The sequence below is a fragment of the Noviherbaspirillum phoenicis genome (assembly GCF_047237965.1).
Taxonomy (GTDB): Bacteria; Pseudomonadota; Gammaproteobacteria; order Burkholderiales; family Burkholderiaceae_D; genus Noviherbaspirillum_A.
Genome location: NZ_JBDFLX010000001.1, coordinates 2,782,663 through 2,797,221, shown reverse-complemented (window position 1 = coordinate 2,797,221; position 14,559 = coordinate 2,782,663). Strand labels below are relative to the sequence as shown.

12 protein-coding genes are annotated in these 14,559 nt (G+C 67.3%); 6 read left to right on the top strand and 6 right to left on the bottom strand.

All coding sequences use genetic code 11. The annotated features are described in order from the left end of the window. Nucleotides 1–42: 42 nt before the first annotated feature. Nucleotides 43–2,736 (bottom strand): ATP-binding protein, encoded by a 2,694-nt coding sequence (locus ABC383_RS12625; protein ID WP_413014411.1) that lies wholly within the window; start codon nucleotides 2,734–2,736, stop codon nucleotides 43–45. A gap of 327 nt (nucleotides 2,737–3,063) precedes the next feature. Here ABC383_RS12625 and ABC383_RS12620 point away from each other — a divergent pair, with 327 nt between their 5' ends. Together ABC383_RS12620 and ABC383_RS12615 are read left to right on the top strand one after the other, a co-directional pair. Further along, nucleotides 3,064–3,357, top strand: a complete 294-nt coding sequence (locus tag ABC383_RS12620; protein ID WP_413014409.1) for a DUF378 domain-containing protein — start codon at nucleotides 3,064–3,066, stop codon at nucleotides 3,355–3,357. A 95-nt stretch (nucleotides 3,358–3,452) separates the two neighbouring features. Continuing rightward, complete coding sequence (locus tag ABC383_RS12615) at nucleotides 3,453–4,055, top strand: DedA family protein (RefSeq protein WP_413014408.1); 603 nt, start codon at nucleotides 3,453–3,455, stop codon at nucleotides 4,053–4,055. A gap of 13 nt (nucleotides 4,056–4,068) precedes the next feature. Here ABC383_RS12615 and ABC383_RS12610 read toward each other — a convergent pair whose 3' ends face one another. Then, nucleotides 4,069–5,304, bottom strand: coding sequence for a DUF418 domain-containing protein (locus ABC383_RS12610; protein WP_413014406.1), 1,236 nt, complete (start codon nucleotides 5,302–5,304; stop codon nucleotides 4,069–4,071). Between the two features lie 39 nt (nucleotides 5,305–5,343). Here ABC383_RS12610 and ABC383_RS12605 point away from each other — a divergent pair, with 39 nt between their 5' ends. Next, the gene (locus ABC383_RS12605; protein ID WP_413014404.1) at nucleotides 5,344–5,814 is read left to right on the top strand and encodes a host attachment protein; all 471 of its coding nucleotides are present in this window, start codon (nucleotides 5,344–5,346) and stop codon (nucleotides 5,812–5,814) included. A gap of 289 nt (nucleotides 5,815–6,103) precedes the next feature. Beyond that, on the top strand, nucleotides 6,104–6,790 hold the full coding sequence (locus tag ABC383_RS12600; RefSeq protein WP_413014402.1) for a DUF7151 family protein: 687 nt from the start codon (nucleotides 6,104–6,106) through the stop codon (nucleotides 6,788–6,790). Between the two features lie 37 nt (nucleotides 6,791–6,827). Here the strand turns inward: ABC383_RS12600 and queC are convergent, their stop codons facing one another. Genes queC through ABC383_RS12585 form a run of 3 tightly spaced genes read right to left on the bottom strand, consistent with a single transcriptional unit; the run spans nucleotide 6,828 to nucleotide 9,443 of the window. Next, nucleotides 6,828–7,532 carry a 7-cyano-7-deazaguanine synthase QueC gene (gene queC, locus ABC383_RS12595; RefSeq protein ID WP_413014400.1) on the bottom strand — a complete coding sequence of 235 codons (705 nt, stop codon included), beginning with the start codon at nucleotides 7,530–7,532 and terminating at the stop codon, nucleotides 6,828–6,830. An 11-nt stretch (nucleotides 7,533–7,543) separates the two neighbouring features. Further along, entirely contained in the window at nucleotides 7,544–8,305 is a 762-nt protein-coding gene (locus tag ABC383_RS12590; RefSeq protein ID WP_413014398.1) for a DUF3108 domain-containing protein, read from the bottom strand. 1 nt (nucleotide 8,306) lies between these two features. Further along, nucleotides 8,307–9,443 carry a DUF3108 domain-containing protein gene (locus ABC383_RS12585; protein ID WP_413014397.1) on the bottom strand — a complete coding sequence of 379 codons (1,137 nt, stop codon included), beginning with the start codon at nucleotides 9,441–9,443 and terminating at the stop codon, nucleotides 8,307–8,309. Between the two features lie 92 nt (nucleotides 9,444–9,535). Between ABC383_RS12585 and ABC383_RS12580 the strand changes: the two genes are divergently transcribed. Together ABC383_RS12580 and ABC383_RS12575 are read left to right on the top strand one after the other, a co-directional pair. Beyond that, nucleotides 9,536–10,777: a branched-chain amino acid ABC transporter substrate-binding protein gene (locus ABC383_RS12580; protein ID WP_413014396.1), complete on the top strand. Its 1,242-nt coding sequence runs from the start codon at nucleotides 9,536–9,538 to the stop codon at nucleotides 10,775–10,777. A gap of 118 nt (nucleotides 10,778–10,895) precedes the next feature. After that, a complete protein-coding gene (locus ABC383_RS12575; RefSeq protein ID WP_413014394.1) occupies nucleotides 10,896–11,525 on the top strand; it encodes a PhaM family polyhydroxyalkanoate granule multifunctional regulatory protein in 630 nt (209 codons plus the stop codon). Nucleotides 11,526–11,556: 31 nt separating this feature from the next. On the opposite strand, the gene ABC383_RS12570 is transcribed toward ABC383_RS12575, so the two are convergent. Then, on the bottom strand, nucleotides 11,557–14,481 hold the full coding sequence (locus ABC383_RS12570) for an ATP-binding protein (RefSeq protein ID WP_413014392.1): 2,925 nt from the start codon (nucleotides 14,479–14,481) through the stop codon (nucleotides 11,557–11,559). Nucleotides 14,482–14,559 lie beyond the last annotated feature (78 nt).

The window sequence follows — 14,559 nt, the reverse complement described above, 5'->3', positions numbered from 1 at the left end:
GCTTACCAGGCTACCTTTCCACCTGATTATTTGACGGTGCTGTCAGGCGCTGCGGGTGTTGCCTACTTCGCAGACGCTGCAGATGGTTTCGATCAGGGTCTGGGCCGACAGCGGCTTGGCGACATGGGCATCGAAGCCGGCGAACGAGGCGGCGCGCTCGTCGCGCGTCATGGCGAAGGCGGTCAGGGCGATCGCGGGGACCAGCGCGCCCTTGTCGCGGCTGCGCTTGCGGATGGTGCGGATCAGTTCGTGGCCGTCCATGCCCGGCATGCCGATATCGCAGATCAGCAGGTCGAAGACCTGCCGGTCCAGCAGTTGCAGGGTGCCGGCGGCCGACGCCGACACCGCGACCTCGGCGCCGAAGCTGCCCAGCAGCGACTGCGTGGCCAGGCGCGCATCTTCCTCGTCGTCGGTCACCAGGATGCGCAGCCCCGTCAGCGGCGTCATCGGAAACTGCTGCAGCAGCCGCTCGGTGCGGTCGCTGACGATGTTTTCCGTCGCCTCGGTCAGCGCCGGCAGCCGCACTGTGAAGCGCGATCCCTGATTCAGTCCGGCGCTGTCGGCCTCGATCGTGCCGCCGTGCAGCTTGACCAGGCTGGCGGCAATGGCCAGCCCGAGGCCCAGTCCGCCCTTGCGCCGGGTGGCGGAGGCATCCTCCTGGCGGAAGCGTTCGAAGGCATGCGGCAGGAACTGGGGCGCGATGCCGCAGCCGGTGTCGGTCACCGAGACCAGCAGCGATTCGCCGTCGAAGCCCGCCTGCAGCGTCACGCGGCCGCCGCTGTCGGTGAACTTGATCGCGTTCGACACCAGGTTGGTGACGACCTGGTTGATGCGATGTTCGTCGCCGTCGATCAGCACTGGCGCCGGCGCGCGGCATTCGAGCACGATGCCTTTCTGCTCGGCCATGGGCTTTTGCGACAGCGCCACGCTGTTGACCAGCGCGGCGGCATCGAACGGCCGTTTCGCCAGGACCACCTTGCCGGCGATGATGGCGCTGGTGTCGAGCAGGTCGTTGATCAGCGCCGCCTGCAGGTGCACGTTGCGGTTGATGACTTCGGCGGCGCGGGTCACGGTCTCGTCTCCGGATGCGCGCCGCGCCAGCAGTTCGGCCCAGCCGGCAATGGCATTGAGCGGCGTGCGCAGTTCATGCGACAGCGTGGCCAGGAATTCGTCGGCCATCAAGGCCACGCGCTCCGCTTCCGTGCGGGCATGGCGCTCCATCTCCAGCGCCTGCTCGGTGCGCTCGGTCGCCAGGATGGCGTCATGCACATTGGTGATGGTGCCCACCCACCGTATGATGCGCTGGTCCTCGGCGCGCAGCGCGCGGCCATGGATGCGGAACCAGACATGGCCGCTGTCGTCATGGCTGCGCAGGCGCACCGTGCAGTGCAGGTCGGCGCCGCTGGCGCGGCTGATGTCCCAGGCATGCCTCAGGACCGGCACGTCGCTCTGGTGCGTCAGCGCCGCCAGGTGCTCCAGGCGCGTGACCGGGCCGGGGCCAAAGGTCGTATGCCACTGCTCGTTGCGGTATTCCAGCGCGCCCTGCGGGTCGGCCTGCCAGACGATATGCGGCAGCGACTCGGCCAGTGTGACGAATTCCAGTTCCCGCATCAGCGCCGTGTGCGACATCGCGCGGCTGTCATTGGCCAGCTGGTGCAGCACATCCTCGACCTGGGCGATCTCGCCGAAGCGCCGTCCCGCCTTCTGCGGCGCGGGAAAGGGGGGCGCCAGCGCCAGTGCGGAATCGGCCAGCTTGCGCACCGGCCTCAGAAGCCGGCCGGTGACGAACCAGGCAATGCCGGCGGCGAGCAGGCCCAGCGCCAGCGCGCCGGCGAAAAATCCGCGCTGCAGCATGGCCACCGGCGCGAATGCCACGGAAACCGGCTGGCGCGCCACCACCTTCCAGCCAAAACCGGGGAACTGGCCGCTCGGCTCGGTGGGGGTCATGACCGTCAGATAGTCGGCGCCGCCGGACCAGCCGATCACGCTGGCGCTGGCGTCGGGCAGTCGCCTGGTCAGCTGGCTCAGCGCGCTGCCGACCGGCGTGCTCTTGTCGGGCCCCAGAACGACCTTGCCGCGGGTGTCGAGTATCAGCATCTCGATGCCGCGCTTTTCCTTCAACGGACCCAGCACGCTGGCACGCACGCCTTCGGTCCATTGCCAGCTGATATGCGCGGCCAGCACGCGAACGATTTTCCCGCTGTGGTCGCGCACCGGCGCGGCCGCATCGAGAAAGCGCAGAGGTTCGCCGCTGGATGATCGTGGCAGCAGTTCGGCCAGCCGCACCGCTTCATGCACGTCGCCGACGAAGGCGCCCTTGCGGCCTTCCTCGTACACCGGGCGGCCGGTCAGGCTGCCGCCTTCGAACACGCCGCCGGTGGCGGCCAGCACCTTGCCGGAAGCGGCATCGATCAGCGCCAGGTAGGCGTATTCGGGACGGGTGGCGACGAACTGCTCCAGGGCGGCGCGCGTCTCCGCCGGTGCGGTGCCTGCGCCGCGGAAGACGTCGCGGCTTGCCTGCACTTCGACGTCGCGCGCGAAGTCGTCCATGCCGGCCGACAGCTCGCGCGCCATCTGCTGGGACAGGCCCTCGATATTGGCGCTGGCCAGGCGGGCGATCTCGTGCTTGGCCAGTTCGCCCAGCACGCCGGCCAGCGCGACGGCCAGGATGAGGATCACCGCGCAGGAGGCAGCGCTCAGGCAGACATGGAGGCTGATGTGTTTTCGGAACATCATTATTGGCGGGCAGAGGTTTCGACGAGGCGGGGGAACTGGAGCCGTATCGTCACTGAATCTACAAGGTGGGTCAAGATATGTGACAAATTTATTTCCCATAAGAATTATTCGTTGGTTTTGCCGCTGGCGGTTTGCGCATTTCCAGTCTGTCGCGCCGTTCTTCCTCCGCCGCATTGTGCAAGCGCAAACAATGGGGGGTAGCCGCCCGGAACTGGGCCAAAGCCGCCTTCTCTAAACGCCTGACATCGCGGCCATGCCCTACCAGCGCATTGCCGCGTCTTTCCACGCCCCCGCCCTTTATCCAACGCCACAAGCAAGGAGTTTCGTATGGCAACAATGAATCCGCATCTTACCGAGAGGCGCCACACGCCCGAGCGCCGCTCGCCTGCCGGCAGCAGCATGGCGCGCCGCATGGGCGCCATCGACTGGCTGGCCATGGTGCTGATGATCATCGGCGGCATCAACTGGGGACTGGTCGGCCTGATGAATATCGACCTGGTCGCCACGATCTTCGGCGACATGACCACCGCATCGCGCGCGGTGTATGGCCTGGTGGGCCTGTCGGCGCTGTATTCCATCTATACCCTGAGCAAGATGGCGGGTGAGGCCCATCGCTATTGACGCGTCGCGCCGGCTGGGCCGCACCGCTGTCGCGGCGCCTGCGCCCGCCGCCGCGCCGCCGTTCGCCCGCGACATGACACTGCCGGCAAGGCGCCATGTTTGATTTCATCGTCCGGTTCATCACCGAACACGGCTATCTCGCCGTCTTCGCGCTGATGGCCGCCGAGAACATCTTCCCGCCGATTCCGTCGGAACTGATCATGCCGCTGGCCGGCTTTACTGCCGCCAGCGGCAAGCTGAGCCTGTTTGCGGTGCTGCTTGCCGGCACCGCCGGCTCGGTGGCGGGCAGCGCGCCCTGGTACTACGCCGGGCGTCTCTATGGCCGGAAAAGATTGCGCGCGCTTGCAGGCAAGCACGGCCGCTGGCTCACGGTCGGGCCTGACGACATCGACAAGGCATTGCAGGCGTTCGAACGGCATGGCCGCAAGGCGGTGCTGTTCGGCCGGCTGGTGCCGGCGGTGCGCACCCTGATCTCGGTGCCGGCCGGCATCGCGGCGATGAGCCTGCCGCGTTACCTGGCCTATTCCGCGATCGGCTCGCTGATCTGGTCCTGCCTGCTGGCAGGCGCCGGCTACCTGCTGGAAGCGCAGTACGATACCGTCGCCCGCTATCTCGATCCGGTATCCAAGGCCATCGTCGGCTTCCTGACCGCGACCTATCTCTATCGCCTGGCAACCTACAAGAAGGAAAGCGCCTGACGCGGCGCCCGCCTCACGCTCGCAGCCTGCCGCGCGCCGCCAGCCATTCCATCGGTCCCTGCGGATAGCGCGCCAGCCACCAGCGGCAGGCCAGCGACTGCAGCAGCATGATGGCCAGCGCGACCAGCATCAGCGCCGCCGGCGATGCCTGCGCGCCCAGCGCCGTGCCCTGCAGCAGGCATACGCCCAGCAGGGATTGCATCAGGTAATTGGTCAGCGACATGCGGCCCACCGGCGCCAGCCAGGCGCTTGCCCGCCGCGCCAGCGAACCGCGCGCCAGCAGCAGCGTGGCGACATAGGCGGCGGCCAGCAGGGAACCGCTCAAAGGCAGCAGCGCATAGGCCAGTTCGCCATGGCCCGTTGCGGCCAGCGGGTTGGCTGCTTCGGTCGCCGCGGCAGCGGCCCAGGCCAGATTCAGCGGCAGCCCGACCAGCAGGCCCATGGCGCGCACCCGCCGCCACAGCAGCGCATGACGCTGCGGCGCGGTCAGCCATCCCAGCCGCACCGAACAGATCCCCAGCAGGAACAGCACCATCAGATGCGGCACGAGCAGCAGCGATCCGGACGTGACCGCCAGATAGTCCGAGAGTCTCTGCGCGGCGACCTCGCCGGCCGTGCCTTCTGTATAGATGGCGCGCGCTTCCTGCGCATCCTCGATATAGGCAATGGCCTGTTCCTGCCGCGCATCGTCGGCGTCCGGGCCGCTCGACGGCAGCGACAGCGCCACGCTGGCCGCCACCACGACCAGCCACAGCAGGCCCCAGCCGCGCAGCCTGGCGCGCACCACCCGCAGCCGGGCGTCGAAAAGGCCCAGCAGCAGCAAGCCGGCCGCGCCATAGACCGTGAGGATATCGCCGGCCCAGAGCAGCATGCCGTGCAGCATGCCGCAGCCCAGCAGCCAGCGGAAACGATGGCGCAGCGCGGCACGTACCTGGCTCGGGTCCCGCAGGCGGCGCCGCAGCGAACGGGCCTGCAGCGCGAAACCGGCGCCGAACAGGAAAGCGAAGATGGGATAGAACTTCTGCTCCGCCAGCAGGGCCACCGCAAAGACCGCAACGCGGTCCGGCCAGGACGGCTCGGCAATGGCGCCATAACGCAGCGCGCCGAAGCCCCAGACAAACGACCAGACATTGACCAGCAGAATGCCAAACACCGCCATGCCGCGCAGGACATCGATATGCGCAAGCCGGCGCGGGCTGGCGGCGGCATCGGGGCCGCCGGCGCGGAACATTTCGGTTGGCACAGGCATCGAACTTTTCTCTCAACAGACAGCCAGGACAAGGACAACATGAACGCTACGTGGATCGTCTCAGCAAATGCAAGCCGGGCAAGGTTTTTTTCCCAGGCCAACGCGGCCGCGCCGCTGGAAGAAGTCAATGACATGGTCAACGACGGCGCGCGACTGCGCATCGCCGAGAGCAGCGAGTCGGACAAGATCGGCCCGACCGCCGGCACCAAGAGCATGCACAACACCGGCGGCGCCGCGCCCAACAAGCTCTACGAGCCACGCCAGACACCCGACGAGCATGCGGCCGAACTGTTCGCCCGCGACATCGTCGCCTATCTGGAGGAGTCGCAGCGGGCAGGGCGGTTCCAGCAACTGTGCCTGGTGGTGTCGCCCCAGTTCCTGGGCATGCTGCGCAAGCTGCTGCCGCAGCAGCTGACCGCGCTGGTGAAGCTGGAACTGAACAAGGACTATACGATGTCCGGCGCGGAGGAGTTGCGCGGGCATCTGCAGACGGCGCAGGCGCTGAAGTAGGCCCTGACCTTGTGCGCCGGCCTTGCTGCTGGCGCTTCTCATTCCCCTCCAAAGGCCAGGCCGCCTCCAGACTGTAGAAGCCGGCGACATGCCGGTTGCACCGGGCGGCGCATGTGGCCGGTTTTCCGCCAAAAGTATTCCCAATAACGATGAACGACGCGGTTGAACACCGGCCAGTAAAACTCCACTACAGGATGGTGTATCGACAAACGTCAGCCAGAGTTTCATCCACGTCGTCTGACGATATACACGTCGTTTCAGCAGACATTCATCCACGGGGAGAAACTACATGGCATCAGGAACACTTTCAGTTCTGGCTACGGCATTGCTTGTTAGCCTGGCATTGGCCGGCTGCGGCGATGGCTCCAATGGCAAGGACGGCGCCAACGGCAAGGATGGCGCCAACGGCGCACCCGGAACCAGCACGCTGGTGCGTACCGTTGCCGAGCCGGCCGGCGCGAATTGTGCATCCGGTGGGCAGAAGCTGCAGCTTGGCGCAGATGTGAACGGCAATGGACTGCTGGATGATGGCGAGGTGCAGGAAACCCGGTATGTCTGCAATGGGAACAGCATTGCCGGGCCGGCAGGCGCAACGGGAGACAAGGGCGCAGCAGGGGAAAACGCGCCAGAGACTGCGCCCATCGGAAAATTCCTGGCTACGCAGATCATTAAAGGCGCCATCCTGACTTGCGACGGTGTTATTCAGCTGGATCGTTCGGTCACCTGTTTCCAACCGAGGGTGAATGGCGTTGTACTGGTTGAACTGGGAATGTTCCAGGAGCCATCAGGCTTGCAGACAATGAATTCGCTTTGCAAGGCCATTACCGGCAGCAATACATCCGGCTACACCACCGATCCGATCTCATCCGATGATTCTTTCTTCGCATCGTGGACTGAAGACGGCTGGCATTTTTCGCAAAATGTCATCCCTGGGCAGTTGCAGGTCAGGCAGGTCGGCTGTTCTTCCACCCTGTGACGAAGCGGGAATGTGGCGGCCTGCCGCCCATTCCATGCTAAGCCTTTTCCCTGAACGCCCGATATCCCTTCGCCCTCAACTCACAAGCCGGGCAAACCCCGCATCCATATCCCCAGTCATGCAACTCCCCGCGCTCGCCGAGATAGCAGGTATGGGTCTCGGTGCGCACCATTTCCACCAGCGCCTCGCCGCCCAGTTCGCGCGCCAGTTCCCAGGTCTGGGCCTTGTCTATCCACATCAGCGGCGTCTCGATGCGCAAGTCGGTCGCCATGCCGAGGTTGAGCGTGGTCTGCAGCGACTGCATGGTGTCGTTGCGGCAGTCCGGGTAGCCGGAGTAGTCGGTCTCGCACATGCCGCCCACCAGCACGTCCAGGCCGCGGCGGTAGGCCAGGGTGGCGGCCACCATCATGAAGAGCAGGTTGCGGCCCGGGACGAAGGTGTTGGGCAGGCCGTTTTCCTGCATCGCGATCGCCACGTCGTTGGTCAGCGACGTGTCGGAGATGCGGCCCAACAGGCCCAGGTCCAGCATGTGGTCCTCGCCCAGGCGCGCATTCCACTCGGGCGACATCGCGCGCAGCGACTGCAGCACGGCCGGGCGCACCGCCAGTTCGACCGCATGCCGCTGGCCGTAATCGAAGCCTATGGTTTCGACCCGCTCGTAGCGCTCCAGCGCCCAGGCGGCGCAGGTGGTGGAATCCTGGCCGCCGGAAAACAGTACCAGGGCGCCCTTTGCATTGCTCATTGTGTTTGTCCTTACTTTGCTGGTTGGCTACGGACTTCCCGCAGCGTCTGTTCGATGTAATCACCGTCGTTTTCGGTATAGCGCAGCTTCACCGGGTACCACTGCAGGTCGGGCGCCAGCCAGATGTCGAGCTGGCGTCCCTTGGCGTCGGGCGGCGGATTGCGGGTCACATGCCAGGCCGTGGTCGGTCCGGACGGGCCATTGACCTTTTCCTGGCCGACCACGCGGAAGGTCCACGGATCGCCGTCGCGCTGGCCGACCACGAAGAAGTGCCAGTTCGAGCCGGCCTTGAATTTCGCCGGCGCGGCGCGCGCCACCGAGCTCAGTTGCCAGACCACGCTGGCATGGTCCTGCTCGCCGCCCTGGATCGGATAGCTGCGGTCGGATGCCTCGAAACGGATCTTCTTCGCCGGCCGGTCGAAGGTGACGCTGGTCGCGCCCTTGCGGTAGCGCTGCTCGGTGAAGCGCGCCGGCGCCAGGCCCCAGGCATCGACGCCGCCTTCGCTCTTTTCGTCCAGGATCTTCCCGACCAGCATGGCGCGGGTGGTCACGCCTATCGTATAGCCCTGGCTGCCGTGGTCCCAGCGCATGGTCGCTTCGCCGTTGAGGGACAGGCCGCTCTGGCGCGCCTTGATGCCGTAGTCCAGCTCGGCCGGCGGCGGCAGCCGGGTCGGGTATTTCGGCGGCGCCGCCGCCAGTGCGGCGCCGCTGGCGACGAGGCACAGCAGCGCCGTGCAGAGGGTGCGGAAATGCATTGCGGGCAGGTTCTCCATGTCAGATCGGCGGGGCGGGCTGCAGCGCCGACACCGCCAGTTCAAGGTATTCGCCGCTGGTTTCGGTGAAGCGCAGCCGCACCGGGTACCAGGAATGCTCGGGCGCCAGCCAGATGTCGAGCTTCTGGTCGCGCGAGCCCGGCAGCGGCACGCGGCTGACATGCCAGGCCTGCATCGCGCCGGCCGGCGTGTCGATCCGTTCCTGTCCGATCACCCGGATCAGCCAGGGTTCCGCGTCGCGCACGCCGGCCACGAAGATGCGCAACTGCGCGCCGGGCGCATATTGCGCCGGATCGCCCAGGCCGATCGACGCCAGCTGCCAGACGATGCTGGCGCGGTCCTGCTCGCCGCCGGTGCGCGGATAGGAAGCCGCGGAGGACGAAAAGCGGATGCTGCCCGGGCTGGGTTCGAAGCGGGTGACGGTCTCGTCCTTGCGCATGCGCTTTTCGACATAGCTCTGCGGCGCCACGCCAAAGTCATCGAAGCCGCCCTGGCTCTGGAAGCGCAGCACGGTAAAGAACAGCACGCCGGCCTCGCCGTCGATGCGGTAGCGCTGGCCGTCGGCATGCCAGACGATGCGGCCGTTGCCATACACTTCCTTGCCCTGGCGCAGCGCGCGCACGTCGTATTTCATGTCGACCGAGGGCGGCATGCGCACCTGGTAGCGCGGCAAGCTTTCCTGCGCGGGCGCTGCAGGGTCGGGCGCGGGTGCAGGCGCAGGGGCGGGGGCGGAGTCCGGCGCGGCTTGCGGCGGGGCCTCGGCGAAGGCGCCGGCTTCCGTGCTCCCGGCCGGTGCCGCATCGGCAAGCGCGGGCGCGGTCGTGCTCTCGGCGGGCGGTGCAGCGGGCGGCGGGGCGCTGGCCTGCTGTGGCGCGACGGCTTTTGGCCTGGGCTTGGGACGCGGCCTGGGCTTGGGCGGCGGCGGTGGCGGCGGCTCGGGCGTCGCAACGGGCGCCGGCGGCGGCAGCAGGGCGACCGCCACCGGCGGCGCATCGTCCTGGGCCAGCGAGGGCAGTCCGATATGGCCGCCCGCCCAATGCAATGCCAGCGCGTGCAGCAGCAGCGACACCGCCAGCACGGCCAGCATGCGCAGCAGGGGACCGCGCCAGCGTTGGATGGGGGAATGTTTCTCGGACATTTCGCTAGTGTAGCCGCTCGGCGGCCAACGGTCGCCGGTCATGCTGCGGCGCGGCAGAGCAAGTAGAATGGCGCCTTTTTCGCGGGGGCACCATGTTCAGAACACTGCTGGCGGCGCTGCTGCTGCTTCTTGCCAAGGGCGCCGCGGCCGGCGCGCCGATCCGGATCGGCATGGTCGAAGGCATGTCCGGCCCCTTTGCCAATGCCGGCGAGGCCGTCGCGCGCAATGTCCAGCTGGCGGTCGACAAGATCAACGCCTCCGGCGGCGTGCGTCTGCCCGACGGCAGGCATCCGCTGGCGCTAACCGTGTTCGACAGCAAGCAGGGCGTGGAAGAGGCGCTGATCGAATTCCGCCGCCTGGCCGACCAGCGCATCGGCTTCCTGATGCAGGGCAACAGCTCGGCGGTGGCGTCGGCGCTGATCGACGCGGTAGAGCGGCACAATGGCCGCGCGCCCGACCAGCGCATCCTGTTCCTGAACTATTCCGCGGTGGACCCGGCGCTGACCAATGAAAAATGCAGCTTCTGGCATTTCCGCTTCGACGCCCATGCCGACATGCGCATGCATGCGCTGACCGAGGTGATACGCCAGGACAGCCATGCGAAGAAGGTCTATCTGATCGGCCAGGACTACAGCTTCGGCCGCCAGACCGCGAAGGCGGCGCGCAGCATGCTCGAAGCCAAGCGGCCGGACATTGCCATCGTCGGCGACGAACTGCACCCGATCGGCAAGATCAAGGACTTTTCCCCCTACGTGGCCAAGATCCGCGCCAGCGGCGCCGACAGCATCGTCACCGGCAACTGGGGCAACGACCTGACGCTCCTGGTCAAGGCGGCGCGCGAGGCCGGCCTGGACGCCAAGTTCTACACCTTCTACGGCAACGGCCTGGGCGCGCCGGCCGCGATTGGCGACGCCGGCGTGGGACGGGTGCGGGCAGTGGCCGAGTGGCATCCGAATGCAGGCGGCACGGCCAGCGACGCGTTCTACCAGGCTTTCGGCAAGCGCTATCCGTCGCCGAAGGACGACTACGTGCATCTGCGCATGCATGTGATGGTGGCCATGCTGGCGGCGGCGATCGAAAAGGCCGGCAGCACGGAGGCGGCGGCGGTGGCGCGGGCGCTGGAAGGCGCGCAGTTCAGGAACAGCTTCCACCAGGCCACCATGCGCGCCGCCGACCATCAGCTGATCCAGCCGCTGTATGTGTCGGTGATGCAGAAAAAGGGCGAGGGCGCGCGCTTCGACAATGAAGGCAGCGGCTACGGCTTTCGCACCGAGCGTTATCTGTCGGTCGAGGAAACCGCCCTGCCGACCAGTTGCCGGATGACGCGGCCGTAGAACTCCGGCTTCGATCAAGGTCAAGATGTATTAACCCGCCACTGGAATCGTTGCCCGGGCAGGTTTTTTTATGTGGCTTTTCTGCTACGCTAGTCGGACATCAAACGTGGAGATCAGCATGGCAGATTCGAGCATGTCCGGCATTCCAGGCGTGGGCGCGATGACCGACACACTGGAGTTCGTCAAGAACCTGTGGGGCGGCATGAAGATACCCGGCATGGCAATGCCTTCCCTGTCCGTCGACGACGTGAACAAGCAGATTGCCGACCTGAAGGCAGTCGAGTCCTGGCTCAACGTCAACATGAGCATGCTGCGCAGCACGATACAGGCGCTGGAAGTCCAGAGCGCCACGCTGGCCGCGCTGCACACCATGAGCAACAGCATGAATTCCCTGGCGCAGGCCGGCATGCCGCAGCCGGCGTCGGCCGACAGCAAGCCCGCCGCGGATATGGGCAAGGCCTTCTCGTTTGCCCCGCCGCAGGCAGAAAAACCGCCCACGCCGGGCGCCGGCGACCAGCCGGGAAGCGAGCCGCCGCAGGCCAATGCCGACATGGGCAATGCCACCGCCTTCGCCAATCCGGCAGCCTGGTGGAACCTGCTGCAGGATCAGTTCAAGCAGGCCGTCAGCACGGCGGTGACCGCCGAGCCGCGCGCCGAGTCGCGCAGCGAACCCAAGGCGCCGGAAGCGGAGAAGGCCAAGCCGCGCGCCCGCAAGACGGTGGCCAAAAAGCGCGCGCCCAAGGCCTGAGCGCTGGCGGGCAAGGCGGCGCCGCCCCGAATCAGGCGGCGCGGGCCTGCCTGCCGATGCGCGCCAGAAGCGCGATCAACCGGTCGATCTCCACCGGCTTGACCAGGTGATGGTCGAAGCCCGCCAGCACCGAGCGCTCGCGGTCCTGCGCCTGGCCGTAGCCGGTCAGCGCAATCAGCACGGCGTCGCTGGTGGCGGGCGAGGCGCGCAGGCGGCGCGCCAGTTCATAGCCGTCCATGTCCGGCAGGCCGATGTCGAGCAGGCAGATGCCGGGCGCCTGTGCCGCCGCCTGCTCCAGCGCGTCCTGCGCCTGGTAGGCCACCGAGACCTGGTAGCCCTGCAGTTCCAGCAGCATCGCCAGCGTATTGGCGGCGTCGACGTTGTCATCCACCAGCAGCACTGAAGAGGCCGGCGCGACGTGCGCCTGATGGCTGCCATCCTGCACGGGCGGCAGGCTCAGGTGCTGGCCCGGCGCCAGCGGCAGGTAGACCGAGAACGTGCTGCCCTTGCCCGGCCCCTCGCTATGGGCCGCCACCCGGCCGCCATGCAGTTCCGCCAGGCTCTTGACCAGGGCCAGCCCGAGACCCAATCCGCCCTGGGCGCGGTCCGGAGAGCGCTCGCCCTGGGTAAACAGGTCGAACACATGCGGCAGCAGGTCCGGCGGCATGCCGATGCCGTTGTCGGAGACCGTCAGCGCCAGCATGCCGTCCTCCACCCGCGCCCGCAGCTGCAGCTCGCCGCCCGGCGGCGTGTACTTGGCGGCATTGTTGAGCAGGTTGGTGCAGATCTGGACCAGGCGGATGCGGTCGCCCAGAAGCGGCGGCATGCCCGGCGCGATATCGATATCGAGATGATGGCGCCGCGACTCCACCAGCGAACGCACCTGTTCCAGGGTGCTGGCAACGACCTGGTCCAGCATCACCGCTTCCTTTTCCAGCGTGACCAGGCCGCGCGTGACCCGGGACACATCCAGCAGGTCGTCGATCAGGCTGGTCATGTGCTCCACCTGCCGGCTGATGATGTCGCTGGTCCGGGCAATGCGCGGATCGTCCACCTGCGCCAGGCGCAGCAGCTGGGCGGCGGTGCTGATCGGCGCCAGCGGATTGCGCAGTTCATGCGCCAGCATCGCCAGGAACTCGTCCTTCCTGCGGTCGGCCGCGCGCAGCGCTTCCTCGGCGCGCTTGCGCTCGGTGACGTCGATCGAGATGCCGCGCACCAGCACCGGCTCGCCGGCGTCGTCGCACACCACCTTGCCGCGCGCCTCGACCCAGATCGTGGCGCCATTGTCGGGGCGGATCATGCGCACCGTGCCTTCATACTCCCTGCGCTCGGCGATGGCCTTCTGCACCACGCCGCCGATCTGGGCCATGTCTTCCGGATGGACCGCCGACCAGCCCGGCGGCGCATCGTCCTGGCCATGCCCGAATACGTCCTTCACATTGAAGGAATAACGCACCTTGTCCTGCTTCAGGTCCCAGTCCCACACCACCATGCGCCCGACCTGCAGTCCCTCGCGCAGCCGTTCCTCGCTGTCATGCACCGCCTCGGCCGCCAGCCGCCGGTCGGTGACGTCATAGCCTTCGATGAAGATGCCCGATACCGCGCCGTCCAGCCCGAGCACCGGCTGGTAGATGAAATTGATGAAGCGCCGGGCCGGCGCGACCTCCGGCCGGGGCTGCAGCACCAGCAGCGACTCATGGCCGAAGAAGGGCTGGCCGCTGGCATACACCTGGTCGAGCAGGTCGAAGAAGCCCTGCGCCCGCAACTCGGGCAACACCTCGCGCACGCTCTTGCCCAGGATGTTCCTGCGGTCGATCAGCTGCGTGAAGCTCTTGTTGGCCAGTTCGAACACATGGTTGGGGCCGCGCACCACGGCCATGAAGCCGGGCGCCTGCTCGAACAGGCCGCGCAGGCGGTCGCCTTCGGCCGCCAGCTGGCGCGACAGCGCCGCTTCCGCCTGGCGCCGGCTGGCTTCGGCGGACGCCCTTTCCACCGCCGACCAGATGCGTTCGGCGATGTCCTCGGCCAGCGCCACGTCGCCGTCGCGCCAGCGGCGCGGCGCGGCCTGGGCCAGCACCAGCAGGCTTTGCTCCTGGCCGGTCTTGCGCAGCGGCACTGCCAGCAGCGCCCGCACCGCCACGCTGTCATACAGCGATACGTGGGCCGCGGTGCGGCTGTCGGTCTCCATATCGGTGACCCAGAACGGGCCGCCGCGCTGCACGTTCTCGGCCAGCGCCGCGCCGAGGTTCGCAACCGGATAGGTCTGGCCCTGGATGCCCGGCACGCTGCCGTCATGCCAGTCGCTGTTGATGCGCAGCTGCCGCCCGTCCGCGGCGATCTGCGCATACAACACGCGGGTCAGGCCGAGGTGGCGGCCGAGCAGGGCGGACGCGGTTTCGGTAATCTGGCCCGGTTCGGTCAGGCCGCGCAGCCGGTCCGCGATTTCCAGCTGGAAGCGCTGGCGCCGTTCCGACAGGATCTGCAGCGTGGTCTCGGTGCAGGCGCAGAACATGCCGGCCACCTGGCCGGATTCGTCGTGGATGGGGCTGTAGGAGAAGGTAAAGTAGGTTTCCTCGGGAAAGCCGTTGCGCTCCATGACCAGCAGCAGGTTGTCGGCGAAGATCGATTCCCCCGACAGGGCCGTGTCCACCAGCGGACTGATGTCCGACCAGATATCCGACCAGAGCTGCGCGAACGGCGTCGCCAGCGCATGCTGCTGCTTGTTGCCCAGCACGGGGATGTAGGCGTCGTTGAACAGGAAGGTCAGCGCCGGGCCCCAGGCCAGGAACATCGGGAAGCTGGAGTTGAGCATGATGCCGACCGCGGTGCGCAGCGACGACGGCCAGGTGGCCGGCGGTCCCAGCGGCGAATCGCTCCAGTCGTGGCTGCGCATGCGGGCGCGCATCTCGCCGCCGCCGGCGAGCAAATCGAAATTGCTCTGTGCTGTCTGGCTCACTCTGGCCTACCTCCGGTGCTGCGGCGGCCTGGCGCGCCAGCGCACGTGGCCGTCAGGGACGCGCGCGTGCGCCGGCGC

Coding starts and splice junctions, on each gene's coding strand:
- ABC383_RS12605 (WP_413014404.1), top strand. CDS start 5,344: ATGAACGCTACGTGGATCGTCTCAGCAAATGCAAGCCGGGCAAGGTTT.
- ABC383_RS12600 (WP_413014402.1), top strand. CDS start 6,104: ATGGCATCAGGAACACTTTCAGTTCTGGCTACGGCATTGCTTGTTAGC.
- ABC383_RS12590 (WP_413014398.1), bottom strand. CDS start 8,305: ATGGAGAACCTGCCCGCAATGCATTTCCGCACCCTCTGCACGGCGCTG.
- ABC383_RS12575 (WP_413014394.1), top strand. CDS start 10,896: ATGGCAGATTCGAGCATGTCCGGCATTCCAGGCGTGGGCGCGATGACC.
- ABC383_RS12580 (WP_413014396.1), top strand. CDS start 9,536: ATGTTCAGAACACTGCTGGCGGCGCTGCTGCTGCTTCTTGCCAAGGGC.
- queC (WP_413014400.1), bottom strand. CDS start 7,532: ATGAGCAATGCAAAGGGCGCCCTGGTACTGTTTTCCGGCGGCCAGGAT.
- ABC383_RS12615 (WP_413014408.1), top strand. CDS start 3,453: ATGTTTGATTTCATCGTCCGGTTCATCACCGAACACGGCTATCTCGCC.
- ABC383_RS12585 (WP_413014397.1), bottom strand. CDS start 9,443: ATGTCCGAGAAACATTCCCCCATCCAACGCTGGCGCGGTCCCCTGCTG.
- ABC383_RS12610 (WP_413014406.1), bottom strand. CDS start 5,304: ATGCCTGTGCCAACCGAAATGTTCCGCGCCGGCGGCCCCGATGCCGCC.
- ABC383_RS12625 (WP_413014411.1), bottom strand. CDS start 2,736: ATGATGTTCCGAAAACACATCAGCCTCCATGTCTGCCTGAGCGCTGCC.
- ABC383_RS12620 (WP_413014409.1), top strand. CDS start 3,064: ATGGCAACAATGAATCCGCATCTTACCGAGAGGCGCCACACGCCCGAG.